Origin of the sequence: Pseudochelatococcus contaminans (genome assembly GCF_014195635.1) — a bacterium.
GTDB classification, from domain to species: domain Bacteria; phylum Pseudomonadota; class Alphaproteobacteria; order Rhizobiales; family Beijerinckiaceae; genus Pseudochelatococcus; species Pseudochelatococcus contaminans.
Genome location: NZ_JACICC010000002.1, coordinates 390,810 through 412,423, shown reverse-complemented (window position 1 = coordinate 412,423; position 21,614 = coordinate 390,810). Strand labels below are relative to the sequence as shown.

Sequence of the window (21,614 nt, the reverse complement as noted above, 5' to 3'; positions counted from 1 at the left end):
TGCCGATGGGATGCTTCCCATCGGCTCGGCAAATCACTTTATCCCAGCGCTTTCTTCACCGCTTCGCCCAGTTCCTTGAGGTCGAAGGGCTTCGGCAGGAAAGTGAAGTTCTCGCCCGCGGGAAGGTTTTTCTCGAAAGCGTCCTCGGCGTAGCCCGATACGAAAATCACTTTCAGATCGGGATGGCGCCCGCGCAGATGCGACAGCAGTGTCGGGCCGTCCATTTCCGGCATCATCACGTCCGACACCACGAGATCCACCGGCGTTTCGAGCTTGTCGACGATGGCCAGCGCATCGGCTCCCGAAACGGCCTCGATCACGGTGTAGCCACGCCCGGTGAGGGCGCGGGCGGCGAATTTGCGCACGGCCTCCTCATCCTCCACCAACAGTATCGTGCCGCGCCCGGTGACATCCACCGCTTCCGGCACCTTTGCGCGCACTACCGTTTCGGCGGCCGCGGGCCGGACATAACGCGGCAGGAAGATGCGGAACACTGTGCCTTCGTCCACGACACTGTCGCAGAAGATAAAGCCGCCGCTCTGCTGCACGATGCCGTAGACGGTGGACAGCCCGAGGCCGGTGCCCTTGCCGATTTCCTTGGTGGTGAAGAAAGGCTCGAAAATCTTGTCCAGCACATCCGGCGGAATACCGCTGCCGGTGTCGGACACTTCGATGAGCACATAATCTGCATGCGGCAGCGATGCTTCGGCATAACCGAAATGGTTGCTTTCGCCAGCGGGCACGTTGCTTGTCGAAATCACAACCTTGCCGCCGTCGCGCATGGCGTCGCGCGCGTTGACGGCTAGGTTGAGAATGACTTGCTGGAACTGCGTGGTGTCGGCCTTCACTTCCCACAGATCGTTGCCGCGCCGCAATTCCAGCTCAATACGCTCTCCAAGCAGGCGGCGGAGCATCTGGGACAGCTCAGACAACTCGTCGCCGAGCTGGATGACGTTGGGACGCAGGGTCTGGCGGCGTGAGAACGCCAGCAACTGCCGCACAAGGGCGGCAGCGCGATTGGCGTTCTGCTTGATCTGCATGATGTCCTGGAAACTGGGATCTGTCGGGCGCTGATGCGATAGCAGCAGATCCGAGTAGCCGATGATGGCCTGAAGCACGTTATTGAAATCGTGCGCCACGCCACCGGCCAATTGCCCCACGGCCTGCATTTTCTGTGCCTGTGCGAACTGCGCTTCGAGCGCCCGCTGCTCGGTGATGTCGAGCGCGTAGACGATGGCGGCCTCGCCGTCGCCATCGCCGTCATCGATGCCGCTGAAGTAAAGACGCGCAGATCGTTCCTGCTGGTTGACGCCAGGGCTTGCGGTCGCCGCACCCGGCTTGCCCGCGACAACGACATCGATGTGCGGGATCTCGCCGATTCCTTCCGCCGCCTTTTCGATGGCCTGCGCCAGAGCCTCGCGATCACGCGGGGCGACGACACCGAGGACGGAGCGGCGTGCGCTGCTATCCCCCGGACGTACGCTGAACAGGTTGGCGAAAGAAGCGTTGGACCGCAAAATCAGGCCCTGCCGGTCGACCGCAGCGATGGCGACCGGCGTGTTGTTGAAGAAGCGCGAGAAACGCACTTCCGCCGCGCGCTGACCTTCGGCGACATCCTCGCCGGGCGAGCGGTTGAGTACCAACGTGCGGGACGGTTGCGGACGCCCTTCGGTGTCGAAGGCGACGTGATGGAACAACCGCACCGGCAGGCTCTGGCCGCCGCGCTTGCGGAAATCCACGTCGAGGGTGTCTGTGCGTTCCTCACCGGGCGCACCGGCGACGGAGCCGATCAGCGCCGTGGCGCTCGGCGGCGCCACTTCTTCCAGCGTCAGCCCGCCTGATCCCACTTGCGCGAGGTCGTAATCCAGCCAGCGGGCGAGCGTGGCGTTCATATAGACGATATTGCCGCCGGCGGTGAGCGAGAGAAAGCCGGAGGGCGCGCGGTCCAGATAATCGATGGCGTGCTGCAATTCGCGAAAAACGCTCTCTTGCCGCTCCCGGTCGCGGGTGATGTCAGCGACACTCCACAACGTGGCCCTGCGGCGGCCCGGCGGATGAACCGGGCGCACAGCAACGCGGAACCACAAAGCAGTGTCGCTTCTGTCGCCACCCTGCGCCGTGCGTGGCACGACGCGAATTTCCTCCGCTGTTGCACGGCCCTCTCGGGCGGCCTGCGCCAGACGGTAGACGGCCTCCGCAATATCCGGCGTGCCGTTGAACAACCGTTCGATGGTGGGAGGGCCGGGTACGTCGTCGCTTTTCAGGCGTTCCGCCAACGCGGTGTAGGCATCGTTGTGGTAGGCGATGTGGCCGTCGTTTTCCACGACGAGCAGGCCGGTGTCGGCACTGTCTACCACGATGCGGCCCAGATCCTGCTGGCCACGGCCGGCTATTTGCAGAATGCCCAGCGCGAAAGCGAGACCGAGCACGACGCCGACCACCGCGCAGCCGGCCAGAATGGCGAGCATGACGGGCTCGCTGAGGCGATGGCCGCTGAAATAGGCCCAACCCGCCGCGCCGGCCAGCGCGAGCGACAGCAGCACGATAAGGCCCGTATGGCCCGGACGCGGGTCTCCACGGTCGGCCGAATTATCCATGCGCATCTCGCTCATGATGTCTGATATCCCGTGTCGCGTCCGTGTTCAATCGCCGCGTCGGGCGTTGCCGCTGCTCATGCATGGTTGCCGGTGTATATAACAGGGAAAGCGTTGCCGGGAACATGCGCTGATCTCGCTGGCGATACCTGAAGTGACTGTACGGAGGAAGCTGTGACCGGCAGAAATCGCCCCATTCCCTCTATGTTGCCGGATTTCTACATAAACGATTAATCGCAAGAGGCTAATGAAGACTTTGCAAAAGCAGCATTAAATGCGATTTATTGGGCGGTGGTGAATCCGACAGGGAGGCATTGCCGTCGTATAAGGTGGTTGGCAAGGGTGGTTGCTGAACGATCCTGCGCAACCGGGGCGTTCGGGATTTGCCCGACAGAGAGTTGCGAAGTGTCTGCCGGGCCTTGCCTCGCGGGCCTTCACTTGCCGGGGAACCGGTTGTTTCAGAGGCAGGGGAGCAAGACCGTGCAACTATTCGGTAATCTACCGGCAATTATCCAGTATGTGCTGGCCTTTGCCATCATACTGGGTCTTCTCGCGGTTCTTGCCGCCGCTCTGCGCCGAATCACCGGCAACAAAGGCCGGGTGGCTTATGCCGGTTCCGGCGGGCGTCATAACCAGCAGCAGCGGCTGGGCGTCATCGATGCCGTGGATATCGATGCGCAGCGGCAACTGCTGCTGCTGCGTCGGGATAACGTCGAACATCTGGTCTTGATTGGCGGCCCCAACGATTTGCTCGTTGAAAGCGGCATTGGCCGGGGTGCTTATCGCGCGCCGCTCCAGCCGCCGCAACCTCAGCCCCGTTCGGAAACGGAAACCGGCGACCTGTCGCCGTCCGCCGTTGACGAAGTTGCCGGGAATCCTGTCCGGTCTGCGTCAGATATCGCTCCGCCCTTCGTGGCTGCTTCGCCTCCGTCAGCACCTCTGCCGCCTCCGCCGGCCTTTCCTCCTCCTCCGCCGCCGCGCTCGCAGGCGACACCCGTCGCATCCCGCCAGCCGCCGGCAGCTCCGTCTTTCCCCGAGGCCGATCCTTTCGCTTCCTTGCCTGCGCAGACTCCGGCATCCCCCAAGAGAGAGCCTTCCCCCAAGAGAGAGCCTTCCATCAAGAGAGAGCCTTCCGTCAAGGCCGAGACCCCTGCTCCCGAACCGGCGAAGGAGCCGAAGGGCGCATTCAGCGCCGTCGCATCGCAGCTTGAGGAGGCGCTCAAGCGCCCCTTCGCCGCAGTACGGCCTTCCCCTGCCACCGGAATCGATCTCGACAGCCCAACCGCTCCCGCCGCCCGCGAAACGTCACGCGCGCCTTCCGCGGCAGCTCCGGTGAAGCCTGTCCAGACGTCGGCTCCCCTCACCACGGAATCCGTCAGCGATGCCCCGGCGACGGCACCCGCGCCGCCCCAGCGCGCCGAACTACCGATCCCGCCGCGTTTTCCTGCGCGTGATGAGGCCAGCCCCAGCATTCAGGCGCCGGAGCCGGCACGTCCCGTCAAGCGCAGCGCGCCTCCCGCCGAGGCCGCGCCCGTTGCAGGCGAGCGGCAGCCGACTGTGAGGCCCGAAACCGTTCAGGGCCTCGATTCACTGTCCTTTGGTGCGCCGCCCCGCGTGCCGGCCCCGCCGGCACGGACCGAACCCTTCTCCTCGCTATCGTCCGGCCCGGCCAGCCCGCCGCCTGCTCCGCCCCGCGCTGGCAGCGCTCCCGGATTTGCCACCTCTGTCCCGACGGGCGAGACGCCGCCGCCGGCGCAGCGCAAGTCCATTGATTCGGCCGATACGTTCGAGGTGCCGCGTGCTGCCGTAAGCCCGTCCGGTGCGAAAGCCGACAAGCCGGCCTCCGCTGACCCATTCGACATGTCCTCGCTGGAGAACATCGAAGCGGAGTTCGCCCGGTTGCTGGGACGGACCTCGCAGGATAAAGGCAAGGACAAGTAACGCCACAATCATCATGCTGCCCGTGAATACGGGGAGCAGTGCATTATAAAAGGCCGGTGAGGGGAACTCACCGGCCTTTTCTATTTGGAGTATCGAATTTGTCTTGCGTTCAAACCAATCTGCCGCGTTAAACGCAAGTCACTGTGTTGAACGTAAGTCACTGTCGAACAAGAATTTCAGAACCTGCGCCCCGAAGCTTTATCCGCCGATGTTATAGGCGGCGAGAGCAGCGATGTTGACGATATCGGTGTCTCTGGCGCCGAGAGGCACGATCTGCACAGGCTTGTTCAGGCCCACGATCAGCGGCCCGACAACGGTCGATGCTCCCAGCTCTTCCAGCATCTGCGTGGAGATCGAAGCCGAGTGCAGCGCCGGCATCACGAGCACGTTCGCCGGCCCCTTGAGGCGGCAGAACGGATAAGCCGCCAGTGCGCCGGGCTTGAGGGCGACTTCCGCGCTGAGTTCGCCATCGTACTCGAAACGTGCGCGCCGTTCATCCAGAATGCGCACGGCTTCCTGTACATGAGTGGCGCGCTCGCCGCGCGGCTGACCGAAGTTGGCGAAGGCCAGCAGGGCAACGCGCGGCTCATAGCCAAGACGCCGCGCCACGCCGGCGGCTTCCGTGGCGATGTCCGCCAGATCCTCGGCGGTGGGAAGCTGCGTGATCGCGGTATCCGCCACCAGCACCGTGCGCCCGCGTGTGATGGCGATGGAGACGCCCAGAATACGGTGGCCGGGGCGGGCATCGATCACCTGTAACACGTCGTTCAGCGCGGAGTGATAGTTGCGCGTTACGCCGGTCACGAGGGCATCGGCATGGCCGTGAGTGACCATGGCGGCGCCGAAATGGTTGCGGTCCTGATTGATGAGGCGCTGGCAGTCGCGCAGAAGGAACCCCTTGCGCTGCAGGCGCTCGTAGAGGAACTGCGTGTAAAGGGCGTTATATTGCGAGCGGGCGGCGTTGTGGATCTCGATGCCGGGACGTGCATCGATGTCGACGCCGGCCTGCGCAGCGGTTTCACGAATGCGCTCTTCGCGGCCAACGAGAATGGCCGTGCCGAGGCCCTGATGCACATAAGAGAGGGCGGCACGGATGACCGCCTCTTCCTCGCCCTCGGCGAACACGACGCGCTTGGGGAAGCGGCGCACACGCTCGAACACGGTGTTGAGAACGCTGACAACCGGATCGCGACGGGCGGACAGCTCGGTCTTGTAGACCTCGATGTTGTCGATCGGCCGGCGTGCGACGCCGGTATCGGCGGCGGCCTGCGCCACGGCGGGCGGCACAACGTGGATGAGGCGCGGATCGAAGGGCGCGGGGATGATGTAGTCGCGTCCGAACCGGGGGCGCGCGCCTTCATAGGCGGCAGCAACCTCATCCGGCACGTCCTCGCGCGCAAGCTGGGCCAGCGCGTGGACGGCGGCGATCTTCATCTCGATGTTGATCGTTGTCGCACGTGCGTCCAGCGCACCACGGAAGATGTAGGGGAAGCCGAGCACGTTGTTGATCTGGTTGGGATAATCAGACCTGCCGGTCGCCATGATGGCGTCGTCGCGCACCCTCGACACTTCCTCGGGGGTGATTTCCGGGTCCGGGTTGGCCATGGCGAAGATGATCGGGTTTTCGGCCATGCCGGCCACCATCTCCGGCGTCAGTGCGCCCTTGGCCGAGAGGCCGAAGAAGATGTCGGCGCCCTGTACGGCGTCGGCCAGTGTCCGCGCCGGGGTCTCGACGGCATGGGCGGATTTCCACTGGTTCATGCCCTCGGTGCGGCCCTTGTAGATCACGCCCTTGGTGTCGCACAGGATGACGTTCTCGTTGCGGAAGCCGAGTGCCTTCACCAGTTCGATGGAGGCGATGCCGGCAGCGCCCGCGCCGTTGACGACGAGCTTCGCTTCGGAGATGTCGCGGCCCGTAAGGTGCAGGGCGTTGATGATGCCCGCCGCCGCGATGATCGCCGTGCCGTGCTGATCGTCGTGGAACACCGGGATGTCCATCAGCTCCTTGAGACGCTCTTCGATCACGAAGCACTCGGGGGCCTTGATGTCTTCCAGATTGATGCCGCCGAAGGTGGGGCCGAGATAGCGCACCGAATTGATGAACGCATCGACGTCCTCGGTGTCGACTTCCAGATCGAAGGCGTCGATGTCAGCGAAGCGCTTGAACAGGACGGCCTTGCCTTCCATCACCGGCTTGGAAGCCAGCGCGCCGAGGTTGCCGAGCCCGAGAATGGCCGTGCCGTTGGAGATGACGCCGACGAGGTTGCTGCGCGCCGTGTAGTCATAGGCGGTCGCAGGGTTCTCGTGGATGGCGCGCACCGGCACCGCGACGCCCGGCGAATAGGCCAGCGACAGATCGCGCTGCGTCGTCATCGGCTTGGTGGCGACGACCTCCAGTTTTCCGGGGCGGCCGCCGGAGTGATAGTTCAGCGCTTCCTGATCCGTGTAGGTCAGTCGGGTACGTTTCTTGCGGTCTGTCATCGGATTCTGGCGTTCTCTGGCGTTAGCCGTTGTGTTGTGGTGATTATGAGGATAACGGAGCGAACCTTTCCTCTCAAGCCGGGTTCTCCACCGTTTCCGTGCTTTCCGGGCGCTTGTGCATGATGAAAGCACAAACGCCGTCTGCTACCGTTGCCCCATGATCCGTTTAGCGAATATGACATCATCGACGCCGACACCCGATTTGCCCGCCGCCGGCGACAAGTCGTCGCCCATGATGCAGCAATATATCGAGATCAAGGTCGCACACCCCGACACGCTGCTGTTCTATCGCATGGGCGATTTCTACGAACTGTTCTTCGGCGATGCGGAAGTGGCGTCGCGGGCGCTCGGCATCGTGCTCACCAAACGCGGCAAGCATCAGGGGGAGGATATCCCCATGTGCGGCGTGCCGGTGGACAAGGCCGAGGATTATCTGGAGCGTCTCATCGCCGCAGGCCACCGGGTTGCCGTGTGCGAGCAGACGGAAGACCCGGCCGAGGCGCGCAAGCGTGGCAGCAAATCCGTCGTGCGCCGCGCGGTGGTGCGCCTCGTAACGCCAGGCACCATTACCGAAGACCGGCTGCTTGAGCCCGGACGCCCCAACTGGCTGGCGGCGGTGGCGCGGCGCAAGCTCTCGGACGGCGAATTCGTGTATGCTGTTGCCGCGACGGATATCTCGACCGGCCGGTTCATCGTGTCGGAAGCCCCGGCAACCGCACTTATGGCGGAGATCGCCCGGCTGGAGCCGCGCGAGATCATCGTGCCCGACGCCATCCACGACGATGACGGGCTGCGCGCCTTCTGGGACGAGCACCGCTCCGCCATTACGCCGGTGGCGCACGAGGGGTTCGATCCGGCATCCAGCGAGCGGCGGCTGAAGGAATATTTCGGCGTGGCGGAGCTGGCGGGTTTCGGCCAGTTCAGCCAGTCGGAGCTGGCGGCCTGTGCGGCCATCATCGCTTATGTCGAGCGCACGCAGCTGGGTTCGCGACCGCCGCTGTCGCCGCCGGTGCGGGCCGCCGAGGGCTCCGGGCTGGCTATCGATGCGGCGACGCGCGCCAATCTCGAACTCACGCGCACCCTGTCCGGCGAGCGGGCGGGTAGTCTTCTGGCCACCATCGACCGCACGTTGACGCCGGGCGGCGGCCGGTTGCTCGCTGAACGTCTCGCCGGGCCGCTGACAGATCCGGCGGCGATTCGGGCGCGGCAGGAGAGCGTGGCGGCGCTGCATGAAGATGTCGCGCTGCGTGATCGGCTGCGGAGTCTGCTGCGCGCCGCGCCCGATATCGCCCGGGCGCTGTCGCGGCTGCTCGTCGGGCGCGGCGGCCCGCGCGATCTCGCGGCGCTGCGGGATGGCCTCTCCGCCGCACGGACTATTGGCGGTTATCTGGAAAGCGCGCCGGCGCTCTCGCCAGAGCTTGCGGGAGCACGCGCCAGCCTTGAGGCGCTCGATCCGGCATGGGGCGAGGCGCTGGCGGCGGCGCTGTCCGATGATCTGCCGCTGCTCAGGCGCGATGGCGGTTTCGTGCGCGAGGGCTATAACGCCGATCTGGACGAGGCCCGGCTGTTGCAGGCCGATTCGCGCAAGGTGATCGCCGCGTTGCAGGCTCGCTATGCCGAGGAAAGCGCCTGCCGGCAGCTCAAGGTGAAGCACAACAATCTCATCGGCTATTTCGTCGAGGTGCCGCAGGCAGCTGGCGAGGCTTTCGTGCGGCCGCCGCTTAACGACACCTTCGTACACAGGCAGACTATGGCCGGCACGATGCGTTTCTCGACGGTGGAACTGTCGGAACTGCAAAGCCGCATCGCCTCGGCGGGCGACAGGGCGCAGGGCATTGAACTTGCGGTGTTCGACGCGCTGGTGGAACTGCTGGGACGCCATGCGGAGGCCATCAAGGCGGCGGCCGAGGCGCTGGCCGTCATCGACGTATCGGCGGGGTTGGCTGAACTTGCCGCCGATCTGGGCTGGGTGCGGCCGCAGGTCGATGATTCGCTGGCCTTCGATGTCGACGGTGGCCGGCATCCCGTGGTGGAGGCGGCGTGCCGGCGCAACGGCGTGGCGTTTGTGGCCAACGATTGCGACCTCTCCCCGCCCGGCTCGGCAAAATGGGGACGGATCACGCTCATCACCGGCCCCAACATGGCGGGTAAATCCACCTTCCTGCGCCAGAACGCGCTCATCGTGGTGCTGGCGCAGATGGGGGCCTTCGTGCCGGCGCGGTCGGCGCGCATCGGTGTGGTGGACAGGCTGTTCTCGCGCGTCGGCGCGGCGGACGATCTGGCGCGCGGGCGCTCCACTTTCATGGTGGAGATGATCGAGACGGCGGCCATTCTGAATCAGGCAGGCGAGCGCTCTCTGGTGATCCTCGACGAGATCGGGCGCGGCACCGCGACCTTCGACGGTCTGTCCATCGCATGGGCCGCCATCGAGCATTTGCACGAGGCCAACCGCTGCCGCTCCCTGTTCGCAACGCACTATCATGAGCTGACGGCGCTGGCCGACCGGCTCAAGCGGGTGTCGAACGCCACCGTGCGCGTCACCGAATGGCACGGCGACGTTGTGTTTCTGCATGAGGTGGTCCCCGGCGCGGCGGATCGCTCCTATGGCATTCAGGTGGCGCGGCTGGCCGGCCTGCCGCCACGCGTGATCGCACGGGCGCGCGACATCCTGACCGAGCTTGAAAAGAGCGAGCGCGAAAAGCCGGTCAGCGCATTGATCGACGACCTGCCGCTATTCTCGGCCATCGCTGCCCGTCCCGCGGCGTCCGACGCGCCGTCAGCGCCGGATATGCTGCGCGATGCGCTCGATGCCATCCTGCCGGACGAACTCTCGCCGCGCGAGGCGCTGGAAGCGCTCTATCGCCTCAAGGGCTTGCGCCGTGACGAGGCCGGTGAAACAATATCCTGATCCTGTCTTGTAAAGAGGTCCGACGTTATGGCGAGTGAAGGCGTGTTCATCGGCCGAAGCGATATCGAGCACGGCGGCGCGGGGCAGGAACTGCTGTTGAAGCGCGCCAACCGCCACGGGCTCATCACCGGCGCCACCGGCACCGGCAAGACGGTGACGCTGCAAGTATTGGCGGAAGGGTTTTCCAACGCTGGCGTGCCGGTGTTCGCGGCGGACGTCAAGGGTGACCTCGCCGGCCTCGCAGCGGATGGAGACGGCAAGCCGCCCTTCGTCAAGCGGGCGCAGGAGCTTGGGCTGGACTATCAGCCGGATCGCTTCCCGGTGGTGTTCTGGGACGTGTTCGGCGAGCAGGGCCATCCGGTGCGCGCCACCATTTCAGACATGGGGCCGCTGCTGCTGTCGCGCCTGCTCGATCTCAACGAGACGCAGGAAGGCATCCTCAACATCGTTTTCCGTGTCGCCGACGAGCAGGGCCTGCTGTTGCTCGACCTGAAAGATCTGCGCGCGCTTCTCGGCTATGTCTACGATAACGCGGCGGCGCTCAGCGGCGAATACGGCAATATCGCCAAGCAATCGGTGGGCACCATCCAGCGTCGCCTGCTCGTGCTCGAAAACCAGCACGCGGAAAAGTTTTTCGGCGAGCCCGCGCTGGAAATCGGCGACCTGATCCGCACCGACCGCGCTGGACGCGGCTTCATCAATATTCTGGCTGCCGATCAGTTGATGAACAACCCGCGCCTCTACGCCACCTTCCTGCTGTGGCTGTTGTCGGAGCTGTTCGAGCATCTTCCTGAAGTCGGCGATCCCGACAAGCCGGTGCTGGTGTTCTTCTTCGATGAGGCGCATCTGTTGTTCGACTGCGCGCCCAAGGCGTTGCTGGAGGCGGTGGAGCGCGTTGTGCGGCTCATCCGCTCCAAGGGCGTTGGCGTCTATTTCGTCACACAGAATCCGCTCGATGTGCCGGATACGGTGCTTGGCCAGCTCGGCAACCGGGTGCAGCACGCGCTGCGCGCCTACACCCCCCGCGATCAGAGGGCGGTGCGCGCCGCCGCACAGACCTTCCGGCAGAACCCGGCCTTCGACACTGAAAAGGTCATCGGCGAGCTGGCTGTCGGCGAGGCGCTGGTGTCGCTGCTCGATGCCAAGGGTGCGCCCGAGATCGTCAGCCGCACGCTGATCGCGCCGCCGTCCGCCCGCGTCGGGCCGCTGACGGTGGAGGAGCGGGCGCAGCTCATCGGTAGCAGTCCCTTGCGCGGTCTCTATGACAAGCCCATCGATCGCGAGTCCGCCTATGAGGTGCTCACCGCCCGCACGCAGCAGGCCACGGAAGCTGCGGAAGCGCCACCGGCGCAGGAGGGCGCGCTTGGCGGCATCGGCGATCTTCTCGGGTCCATTCTCGGCACCAGCCGACCGCGCGGCGAGCGCCTGAGCACGGGGCAGGTGATCGCACGTGACGTGACGCGCACGGTCACCAATACCGTGCTGGGCCAACTCGCCGCTGATATCGGCAAGAAGGTCGGCGGCAGGGCCGGCGGCAGCATCGGGCGCGCCATCGTGCGCGGTACGCTCGGCGGTATTCTCCGGCGTTGACCGGATCGGGATTTTTCGAAGGACACATCGACATGTCGCAGCTTGATAAGGTTTTGGACCACATCGACGCCAATCTCGACGCCTCGCTGGAGCGGCTGTTCGCGTTCCTGCGCATCGCCTCGATCTCCACCGACCCTGCCCATGCGCAGGACTGCCGCCGCGCTGCCGAGCACGTAAAGGCTGAGCTTGACGGACTGGGTTTCGCTGCCGAAGTGCATGCGACGCCGGGGCATCCGGTCGTGCTGGGTCATCAGCAGGGCGAGGGCAAGCCGAGTGTGCTGTTCTACGGTCATTATGACGTGCAGCCGGTCGATCCGCTCGATCTGTGGACCAATCCGCCCTTCGAGCCGCGCATCGAAACATTGGCCGATGGATCGAAGGTCATCCGCGCGCGAGGCGCTGCCGACGACAAGGGCCAGATCCTGACCTTTCTGGAGGCTGTGCGGGCGTGGAAGGCGGTTACCGGCGACCTGCCCGTCAATGTCTCGGTGCTGATCGAGGGCGAGGAGGAGGTCGGCTCCGTCAACCTGCCGGCTTTCGTCGACGCCAATCTCGACCGCCTGCGTGCCGATGCCGTGCTGGTGTGCGACACCAACCAGTGGGATGCCGATACGCCTGCCATCACCACGGGTCTGCGCGGGTTGGTGCATGACGAGATCATCATCCGCACCGCCGACCGAGATCTTCACTCCGGCCTGTTCGGCGGCGCGGCGCAAAACGCCATTCAGGTGCTTGCCGGCGTCATCGCAGCGCTGCGCGACGGAGAAGGGCGCATCACCATCCCCGGTTTTTATGACGGGGTGCCGGAGATTCCGGAAGAGGTGCGCGAGCAGTGGCGAGGCCTTGGCCTCGACGCACGCACGTTCCTCGGGCCGGTCGGCCTGTCCGAGCCGGCGGGCGAGAAGGACCGTTACGTCATCGAGCAGATCCAGTCCCGCCCGGCGTTCGACATCAACGGCATCATCGGCGGCTATACCGGCGAAGGCTCCAAGACGGTGATCCCGGCGCAGGCGCGCGCCAAGATCACATTCCGTCTCGTCGGCGAGCAGAATCCGGTGAAGGTGCGGGACGCTTTCCGCGCCTATGTCCGCAGCCTGATCCCCGCCGATGCATCGGTGACTTTCGGTGCGGGCGACGGCGCGGGAGCGGTATCGGTGCCGCTCGACAGTCCGCTGTTGGCGAAAGCCGCTGGCGCATTGCGCGATGAATGGAACAAACCACCCGTGACCATTGGCGGCGGCGGCTCCATTCCGATCATCGCGACCTTCCAGAACAGGCTGGGCGCAACACCGCTGCTGGTCGGCTTCGGGCTGGAGGATGACCGCATTCATTCGCCGAATGAGAAATATTCGCTGACGAATTTCCACAAGGGCACGCGCTCGTGGGCGCGCATCCTGCAAGCGCTGGCGGAGTAAGCGCATCGGCCACCTCCCGGCTTATTGCGGCAGGGAGGTGGTCCAGAGCAATTCGCGTTCAAGCCGATCCTTCAATTGGACGCAAACCGTTTACCGCAACTTCGGCAGTGGCACGCCAGCCAGCCGAAGCGTCGCGATGAGCGTCACGCCATAGGCTACGGCACCTGCCAGCGCCACGATGGCGATGTGGATAATCGCGCGCGCATGCGGCAACGTGTCCGACCATGGTGACAATACAGCGTCCACGCCTGCCGTCACAGCGGCAAGTAGAAGCGAGGCGGCGGAGATGGCTGCGAGTGTGCGCAGCAGGGTGCTGTCCGGGGCATTCCAGCGCCGGCGGCGGGCGAGAATGAACAGCAGGCCGAAGTTCACCCACGCTCCGGCAGCGGTGGCCAGCGCCAGCCCTGGCGCGCCGAGTTGCACATCGAGGATATTGCTCACCAGCGCGATCTTGAGCGCCACGTTGATGCCGATGCCGATCAACGCGACGATAGCGGGCGTCGTCGTATCCAACCGGGCGCGGAAGCTCGCAACGACTGCCGGAATGGCGACAATCGCGGGCAATCCCAGCGCATAGGCTGCCAGAACCGCGCCGGCGGCCTGGGCGTCTTCCTGCGTGAATGCGCCGCGTCCAAACAGCGCCGAAACGATGGGCTCCGGCACCAGCAGGAAGGCCACCATGCACGGTATGGCAAGCGCCAACGTCAGCGCCAGTGCCCGGTTCTGGGCGGCATGGGCGGCGGCTTCGTCTCCGGCGGCGACGAGGCGGCTCATCAGCGGCACCAGCACCGTGCCCGCCGCGATGGCGATGACGCCGATGGGCAATTGGTAGAGCCGGTCGGCATAATAGATCGACGACACCGCGCCCGTGGGCAGCATCGAGGCGATGATGGTGTCTGCAAATAGCGCGATCTGCACGCCCGCCGAGCCGATGATGGCAGGGCCAAGCGTTTTCAGGAACGTCCGCATGCCGGGGTCAAGGCGCGGCCGGGCAAGACGAGGGGCGATGCCGGCGCGTGCGGCATCCGCATACACAAGCGCCAACTCCAACGCGCCCGCAACCGCCACACCCCACGCGGCCGCGTAGGCTGCAGAGGGGAAAAGCCACGCCAGCGCCAGCGCCACGATCATCGACACATTGAGCAGAACTTGCGTGAAAGCGGCGGCTACGAACCGTTCGATGCTTTGCAGCATGCCGGATACCAGCGTGACCAGCGTGATGAAAAACAGGTAGGGAAAGGTGATGCGCGTCAGGTTGACCGCCAGCGCGAATTTTTCCGGATCGGCAGCGAAGCCCGGCGCAAGCAGCGCAACGACCTGCTCCATGAATGTGAAGGCAAGCACGAAAACAACGGTCTGGACGAGCAGCATCCCTGTCCAGACATTGTCGGCGAATCGTCGTGCCGCCGCGACCCCTTCCGATTCGTGCAGACGGGTGAAAATCGGCACGAAAGCGGCGCTGAAAGCGCCCTCGCCGAAAATGGCCCGGAAATGGTTCGGCAGCCGCAGCGCGACGAAAAACGCATCCGCCAACAGTCCCGCGCCCAGAATGGCGGCGGTCATCAGATCGCGGGCGAGGCCGGTGACCCGCGACAGCAGGGTCAGACCGCTGACAGACAGGAAATGTTTCAGCATCGCGGTCAGTCGAGCGTTATGCCGGACGCCACCGACAGCGCCTTGCGCATGGTCACGTTCGTCGGATCGCCGGTTATCGGCAGCCCTTCCAGCTTTTCAAACTCCGAGACAGCCCGCCGGGTGGCAGGGCCGTTGAGCCCATCCGCCGTGATGCCGTATCCCAGTTTCACCAGCGCCTTCTGCACGCCGAGCAGACCAGTATCGCTCGTTTTGGCAGCGGCTGGCGGCGCACCCGTTGCCAGAAGATGCGCGATGGGATCGTTAGCAGGCGGCGCGGCTGCCGGCTTCGGGGCCGGCGGCGTTGCGGGTTGCGCAGCCGCCGCCGGTCTGGCGACGGGCGTGGGGGCAACCGCGGGCGGCGCGGCAACCTGTGGCTGAGACGGTGCCTGCACGGCGCGGACGGCAGGCTTTTCCGTCGCGGTTTGTCCGCCGAACAGGGGTGAAGGGTGCTGGCCTTCCTGCATCGATACGGCATTCACGATGATCGCCGCCGACAGCGAAACCGCCAGCAGGCCGCCGATGACCGACACCGGGCGCAGCAACACGCCTTTGAGCGCAAGTTGCGCCAGCGTCAGAAGCAAGCCTCCGACCAAGGCCAGAGCCGAAGTGAGAAGACCGGCTGCGATGCTGCCGATGCCGGCGGCGTGTTTCGTCTTGCCCCGTCCCTGCGCACGGGGGCCGGAGGCAGCCGGCCGGCGCGCCTTTGCAGAGGCGGGAGAGCGACGCACAGCATCGAAATCGGAACGGGCAAGGGCTTCGCGCAAGGGACCGGCTACACTTCCTGATGGGGAGCGGCAACGATCCGCAAGCCTTGCGGCCGGACGCGGAACCTTCTGCCCACCCGTTTTCACGAACGGCCAGCGGACGGGGGAGGGACTCTCCCGCAACCTCCAGCCAACCACGGCCATTATAAGACGGTCATGATTAAGCGAACCCTAAAGCGTTTTGAACGCCGTATGCATCGCCTGGCCGGAAAAACGTGCGAGATCAAGAGCGCGAGCGTTCCTGGAGGTGGGGCATCACTGTCAGGTGACGATTCGCACTTCATTCTTGCCGATGCTTTTCAGATGGTCTCCGATGTAGACGGGCTTGCCGATGTGGTAGCCCTGAACATGGTCCACGCCCCACTCCTCCAGCAGGGCGTATTGCCGCGGCGTTTCCACGAACTCGGCCACCGTTTCCAGATCCAGAATCCGCGCCACCCTGCAGATGGCCTTGACGATGGCCTGATCGACCAGGCTTGCGTCGAGATGGCGGATAAAACTGCCGTCGATCTTCACATAGTCCAGTGGCAATGACTTGAGATAATCGAACGAAGCAAGGCCAGTGCCGAAATCGTCAAGCGACGTACGAATGCCCATATCACGCATTCGCGTCAGCAGGGAGATGGCATTCTCGCGTTGAACGATGTCGGCGGTTTCTGTGATTTCGAAACAGAACAGGCTGGGGGACAGGCTGTTATCGCGGATCGTCGCCTGGATAAATTCGAGCAGATAGGGCTCTGATATGGACGCGCCCGAGAGGTTGATGGACACCTTCGACAGCTTCCGGTGTGTCTTTTCCGGAATGGCCGCGAACGTGCGCATCGCCTCGGCGATCACCCAGCGGTCGATGTCCGGCATCAGACCGTAATGCTCGGCGATGGGCAGAAAGATGGCCGGCCCGCGAACCGTGCCATCTGGGAGGGTCCATCGCATCAGGATTTCAAAGCTGTATGTGGTCACGTCCTGCTTCAGCGGCTGGATCGTCTGGCAGGCCAGCCACAGACCCGGTGAATCCGGCGAACCCGATGGCTGTTGCAGCGTCTCCTTCAGGTCTTCCAGCATGACGAGTTGCCCTTGCCGTGCCTTGATCATGTCGCCCAGAGAAAATTGTCCCGTGCTGCCACTGCGCGGCAGTAGCGCTCCCCTTTTTTGACCGAACGATGACAACTGGCACGTCAGCATGAGCGTCGCCAGTGTGTCCGCCACGCTTTCCGAAGTTGGCCGGTCCATGAGCGGCAGGACGGCGATGCCCACCTCAATGCGCACGCTCGACATGCCCTGATCGTAGCGGCGATTGGTGAGCAGCGCCTTCAATCGTGACAGGCAGCCATTGGCATTTGCCTCCGTAGGCAGGACCATGACGAAAAAACCGTCACATGGTCGGGCGAACGCAATACCTTCGTTGACATTGAGGCGCAAAAGCGTGGTGATGTCCTTTTCGATCTGCCGGGCAAGCAGCAGACCGATCAACTCCATGATCTGCCGGATGTTCTGGATGTCCACGCCGATCAGATATCCGCTTCGTGGCGTTTCCGCCAATGCGGCAACGAGACCTCGCTCGTTCATCCACCCGGTCAGCGGGTCTCGCCGCGCCCGCGCCCGCTGTTCGTCCGCCAGCAACGCGCGATGTTCCATGCTGGCCGAGGCGAGAAATCCCAGCAGCGCCACGCTGCATAGCAACAGCGTGTGGTCCAGCAAGTGCCAAGTGTCGTCGTAAGCGCCCTTGGGCGTCAACAAGATCAGAATGATGGCCGACACCGCCACGGCCAAATGCACGAGAAACGGCTGCCCCCGGTAGGCTGCCCACATAATCAGTGCGAACGTCAGATAACGCGATGCGGACATATAGTTGTGGACGCTTTCGGGCAGCGGGGCGGCATCCAGCGCGAAAACGGCGAGCGTCATCGCAATCATCAGCACAGTCGCCCGCAGCAGTTTGCGCGGATTGAGCGACGCGGACGGCAAGCCCGATGCCGGCCCCTTCGATTCCAGAATATAGATGGACAACTCGCTGAGACGGGCAAAGAGCAGAATGCCCAGCGTCTCCGAAATGGCCATGATCACCACGATGTGGGCTATCGACCGAGAGTTGGATTGACCGATGAACTGCCAGCTACCAAAAATGCTGAGGATTACCACGGCCGGGATGACCGTGAGGCAGTGATACCGGACCATCGTGGCAATTGGCGACGTGGTCCTGTTCTGCCGCCGATCCCACCATACGGCCTGCCACACCGCAAGCAGGGCCAGCACCAGCGCCAGACACCCCACCAGTGATTCGACTGGGGGCTTGCCACCAGCCAGGTTCCACAGGAAGATCGTTATGCCCAGAGGCGGCAGCAGACGGGGGCCGTAAGCAATGACCATCCCCACGGCGATGCCATCCGGTGGCCAGAAGATGTTCATGACATCGTCGCCGAAGGGAGCCACCTGAAAAAGAATCGCCGCGAGAAGCCACACAGCGGAGCAAACAAGGCCCCGCCACCAGTTGCAAGGAATTGCCTGCGACGGGTGAACAGACGTTATCGTAGTGGTGGAGTCGGAAAAAAGGGGAATGACTCGACCCTCACACCAGCATGGCAAAAAATACTGCTATTTAACCTAGCTTAACTTGATGTCGGTGTGTTGTATAGATTTCCATCAATAGCTTTTATGCTAGATGTTTCCCGGCAAAACAGCGGTTTATCCCGCTTTCGGGCCATCGGTGTACGGGCAAAAGCCAGGAACATGCCTGTATTCCCGGAAATCGCATCGGAGCGCCAGTACTCTGTGACGCGATCAGCGCTCGCGTTCCAGATTTCTTATTTTGCCGCAGCCTGCGTTCAATCGGATGGATCGACGCAAATACAAGCTGCCCTAAAACGCTTAAAACCAATAAGATAGAGCATTTCTGCGTTTCAACGAAATGCCGAAATGCTCTAGCCGACGATCCGTGCGACCTGCTGCCGGAGGTCGCCCAGAGAAAAAGGTTTCAGCAAGATTCCAGCCAGGTTGTTGAGGGATTGGGCGCGCTCATGCTGATCCGAGAAGCCGGTCATGATGAGAATCACCAGATCGGGCCACCGCGCCTGCACGGCATGGGACAGCGCGATGCCATCGAGCAGGGGCATGCGCACGTCGGTCAGCAGAAGGTCGAAAGCGCCGTCTTCCGCGGTGAGCACTTCCAGCCCTTCCGCGCCGTCGCCCGCGGTTTCAACCTGATGGCCATCGAGTTCGAGACCGCGCTTGAGGAAGCTGCGCACGCTGGCTTCATCGTCGACAAGCAGAATGCGCGCCATCGGTTACTTCCCGTCTTTTTCGATGATGCCGATGTAGGGCAACTGGCGGAAGGAATGGGCCGCATCCATGCCGTAACCGACGACGAACTTGTCCGGGCACTGAAAGCCGACGAAATCGGGCTGGATATGCGACACCCGGTGGCCCGGCTTGTCGAGCAGCACGGCCGTCATCACCCGTCGCGCGCCACGCGCTACCAGAAGATCCTTGGCGAAGGCCAGCGTGCGCCCTGATTCCAGAATATCGTCAAGCAGCAGCACATCGCGCCCCACCACGTCGCTGTCGATATCCTTGGACACGGTGACGGTGCCGTATGACACCAACGCGTCCTTGTAACTCGACAGCTGGATGAACTCCACCTGCGGCGACAGACCAACCCGATGCAGCGCGCGGATCAGATCGGCGGCGAACATGAAGCTGCCTTTCAGCACGGCAACGACCAGCAGATTGTGCGGGGCTTGGGTAGCCACCGCCTGCGCGATTGCTTCATTACGGGCCGCGATCTCGGCTTCGTCAAACAGCGGGGCGATTGTAAAGGAGGGGTTCATGCGTGATTCCGGTTATGCTCGCGCGCGCCGGATACCACTTCGCCGTGCGTCGTTCCAGTCCCGTTCGGTGTCTTGCCGTCATTTCTTCGCGTTTCGCGGCGCATCTGGCGCGGTGTGGCCAGCGAAGGGGTCAATCCTTCGCGCATGACAGCGCGGCGCAGCGGGCCAAAAAGGCTCAATGTCAGCAGCCCGGCCCCGCGCAGAAGATCCGCCGGCAGGAAATCGCTGAGCAGGGTGCGGTTCAGCATGTCGATGACGTTGGTGCGCATCGCCGTATCGGTCGCGCGCGCCCGGCCGAACGGCTCCAGCACGCGCGGCGTACCGATATCGTATCCTGCTGCGCGCGCATCGACGAGCGCGTCACGCAGCGCTGCTCCGTCGCGCAGACCGAGGTTGAGTCCCTGCGCACCGATGGGCGGGAAGACATGCGCAGCCTCGCCCACCAGCGCCAGCCGCGTCGCAACGAGCGGCGTCGCCTTCATGCCGGACAGCGGCACCGCCCCGCGCGGACCATCCAGACGCATTGCGCCGAGCAGGCTCGACGCCCGCTCCTCGACAGCGCGTGCGAAGGCGTCGTCATCCAGAGCCGCCAGCCGCGTCGCATCCTCCGGCCGGTTGACCCAGACGAGGCTCGACCGCCGGCCCTGCAAGGGCACCAGTGTAAAAGGCCCGGCGCGGGTGTGGAACTCGGTCGATGAATCGTGATGCTCGCGCGTGTGCGACAGGATGGCCGTGACGGCTGTCTGCGGATAGCTCCAGTTGCGTGTGCCGATGCCCGAAGCCTGACGCAGCGGCGACCGGCGACCCTCCGCGCCCACGGCAAGGCGTGCCGTCAATCTGCGTCCGTCATCCAGCGTGACGGTGGCAACCTGCGAATCGGCGAAGAAACCGGCGACGCGCTGAGGGAACAACATCAGGTGAGGGCGTTTCGCTGCCTCGTCCACCAGATGAGCCACAAGCCGCACATTCTCGATATTGTAGCCGAAGGCATCGAGACCGATCTCGCGCGATGAAAACTCTACCGGCGGCGAACGGAACAGGTTGTTGGTGGCATCGACGAGGCGCATCAACCGCATGGGCGCGGCGTCGGACTCGATCCGCTCCCACACACCCAGCGCGGCCAGAAAGCGCACGGAGCCATCCAGTAGCGCAACGGTGCGGGCATCGTGCGGTGCATCCGTCGTGCCGACAAGGGCGGTCGAAAACCCCTCCTGTGCGAAGGCAAGCGCGGCCGCGAGCCCGGCGGGGCCGGCGCCGGCGACGATGATGTCGAAATCGATTGCCGTCATGGTGTTTTCCCGGCCCTGATGCAGCGCAACGGCTTTAAGCCCAACAGCTTTTAGTCAATAGCCGTTCCCGCGCCGGTTCGCAAATCGTTCCTCGCGCGAATCAGCCGGCACAAATCGACTGGACACCAGCGCGCCACCACGTAACCTATCCGGTACAGTTTTCCGACAACACCCATTCACCGAGGAGCGGTTCATGAACGCGATTGTCGTCCACGCCTACGGCGGGCCTGAGGTTCTGAGTTACGAATCCGTGCCGGAGCGCCTGCCCGGTCCGGGCGAACTGCTGATCGCCAACCGGGCGATCGGGGTCAACTTCATCGATACGTATTTCCGCTCCGGGGTTTACAAGGCGCCGCAGCTGCCTTTCGTGCCAGGCAACGAGGGCGCGGGTGAGGTTGTGATCGTCGGTGAGGGCGTGTCCGAATTCACCCCCGGCGATCGCGTGGCCTATACCAGCCATCTCGGCGCCTATGCCGATCAAACCGTGGTGCCGGCCGAGCTGGTCGTGAAACTGCCGGGGTCCGTAGGCTTCGAGATGGCGGCTGCCAGCCTGCTGAAGGGGCTGACGGCTGAATATCTGCTGCACCGCACGTTCGATATTTCTCCCGGCAACGTGATTCTCATTCATGCGGCAGCTGGCGGCGTCGGTCTCATTCTGACACAGTGGGCCAAGCATCTGGGCGCGACCGTGATCGCCACGGCTGGCTCGCCAGAGAAGGTGGAACTGGTGCGCAGCAAGGGAGCCGACCACGTCATCGACTACACGAAGGATGATTTCGTCACCGCTGTACGTGATATTACCGGGGGCAGGGGCGTCGATGTCGTCTATGACGGCGTGGGCAAGGCCACCTATCCGGCCTCGCTCGATGTGCTGCGTCCGCTGGGGCTTTTCGTCAGTTTCGGCAACGCCTCCGGCGTCATCGACAACTTCGACATCCTCCTGCTGGGGCAGAAGGGCTCGCTGTTCGTGACGCGGCCGACGCTCGGTACCTTCACCAAAAATCGTGAGATCCTGCTGGAGCAGGCCGAACGCCTGTTCCATGTCATCGGTGACGGCGCTGTGCAGGTTGCCATCAACGGCCATTATCCACTGGCGCAGGCAGCCGATGCCCACCGCGCCCTGCAGAGCCGTCAGACGACAGGCGCGACGGTGCTGCTGCCGACATAAAAGCC

General features: G+C 64.1%; 13 protein-coding genes. 5 read left to right on the top strand and 8 right to left on the bottom strand.

Annotated features, from left to right (window positions below; all coding sequences use genetic code 11):
• Positions 1 to 38: 38 nt before the first annotated feature.
• Positions 39 to 2,612: a cell cycle histidine kinase CckA gene (cckA, locus tag FHS81_RS05920; RefSeq protein WP_183751113.1), complete on the bottom strand. Its 2,574-nt coding sequence runs from the start codon at positions 2,610 to 2,612 to the stop codon at positions 39 to 41.
• A gap of 462 nt (positions 2,613 to 3,074) precedes the next feature.
• On the opposite strand from cckA, the gene FHS81_RS19155 reads away from it, so the two are divergent.
• On the top strand, positions 3,075 to 4,535 hold the full coding sequence (locus FHS81_RS19155; RefSeq protein WP_183751112.1) for a hypothetical protein: 1,461 nt from the start codon (positions 3,075 to 3,077) through the stop codon (positions 4,533 to 4,535).
• Positions 4,536 to 4,733: 198 nt separating this feature from the next.
• On the opposite strand, the gene FHS81_RS05910 is transcribed toward FHS81_RS19155, so the two are convergent.
• The gene (locus FHS81_RS05910) at positions 4,734 to 7,016 is read right to left on the bottom strand and encodes an NADP-dependent malic enzyme (RefSeq protein WP_183751111.1); all 2,283 of its coding nucleotides are present in this window, start codon (positions 7,014 to 7,016) and stop codon (positions 4,734 to 4,736) included.
• A gap of 157 nt (positions 7,017 to 7,173) precedes the next feature.
• On the opposite strand from FHS81_RS05910, the gene mutS reads away from it, so the two are divergent.
• Genes mutS through FHS81_RS05895 form a run of 3 tightly spaced genes read left to right on the top strand, consistent with a single transcriptional unit; the run spans position 7,174 to position 12,929 of the window.
• A complete protein-coding gene (gene mutS, locus FHS81_RS05905) occupies positions 7,174 to 9,924 on the top strand; it encodes a DNA mismatch repair protein MutS (RefSeq protein ID WP_428982432.1) in 2,751 nt (916 codons plus the stop codon).
• A gap of 27 nt (positions 9,925 to 9,951) precedes the next feature.
• Positions 9,952 to 11,514: a helicase HerA-like domain-containing protein gene (locus FHS81_RS05900; protein WP_183751109.1), complete on the top strand. Its 1,563-nt coding sequence runs from the start codon at positions 9,952 to 9,954 to the stop codon at positions 11,512 to 11,514.
• A gap of 32 nt (positions 11,515 to 11,546) precedes the next feature.
• Positions 11,547 to 12,929, top strand: a complete 1,383-nt coding sequence (locus tag FHS81_RS05895) for a dipeptidase (protein WP_183751108.1) — start codon at positions 11,547 to 11,549, stop codon at positions 12,927 to 12,929.
• Between the two features lie 90 nt (positions 12,930 to 13,019).
• Here the strand turns inward: FHS81_RS05895 and murJ are convergent, their stop codons facing one another.
• The 6 genes from murJ to FHS81_RS05865 form a co-directional block, all read right to left on the bottom strand.
• Positions 13,020 to 14,564 (bottom strand): murein biosynthesis integral membrane protein MurJ, encoded by a 1,545-nt coding sequence (murJ, locus tag FHS81_RS05890; protein WP_183751107.1) that lies wholly within the window; start codon positions 14,562 to 14,564, stop codon positions 13,020 to 13,022.
• Between the two features lie 5 nt (positions 14,565 to 14,569).
• Positions 14,570 to 15,328 carry a peptidoglycan-binding domain-containing protein gene (locus tag FHS81_RS05885; RefSeq protein WP_183751106.1) on the bottom strand — a complete coding sequence of 253 codons (759 nt, stop codon included), beginning with the start codon at positions 15,326 to 15,328 and terminating at the stop codon, positions 14,570 to 14,572.
• Positions 15,329 to 15,589: 261 nt separating this feature from the next.
• Positions 15,590 to 17,788, bottom strand: coding sequence for an EAL domain-containing protein (locus FHS81_RS05880; RefSeq protein ID WP_343052430.1), 2,199 nt, complete (start codon positions 17,786 to 17,788; stop codon positions 15,590 to 15,592).
• 458 nt (positions 17,789 to 18,246) lie between these two features.
• Positions 18,247 to 18,606 carry a response regulator gene (locus tag FHS81_RS05875; protein WP_183751104.1) on the bottom strand — a complete coding sequence of 120 codons (360 nt, stop codon included), beginning with the start codon at positions 18,604 to 18,606 and terminating at the stop codon, positions 18,247 to 18,249.
• Between the two features lie 3 nt (positions 18,607 to 18,609).
• Positions 18,610 to 19,152 carry a hypoxanthine phosphoribosyltransferase gene (hpt, locus tag FHS81_RS05870; protein WP_183751103.1) on the bottom strand — a complete coding sequence of 181 codons (543 nt, stop codon included), beginning with the start codon at positions 19,150 to 19,152 and terminating at the stop codon, positions 18,610 to 18,612.
• Entirely contained in the window at positions 19,149 to 20,441 is a 1,293-nt protein-coding gene (locus FHS81_RS05865; protein ID WP_183751102.1) for a UbiH/UbiF family hydroxylase, read from the bottom strand. Before FHS81_RS05865 ends, hpt begins: the two co-directional genes overlap by 4 nt.
• 193 nt (positions 20,442 to 20,634) lie before the next feature.
• Here FHS81_RS05865 and FHS81_RS05860 point away from each other — a divergent pair, with 193 nt between their 5' ends.
• A complete protein-coding gene (locus FHS81_RS05860; RefSeq protein WP_183751101.1) occupies positions 20,635 to 21,609 on the top strand; it encodes a quinone oxidoreductase family protein in 975 nt (324 codons plus the stop codon).
• Positions 21,610 to 21,614: the final 5 nt, after the last annotated feature.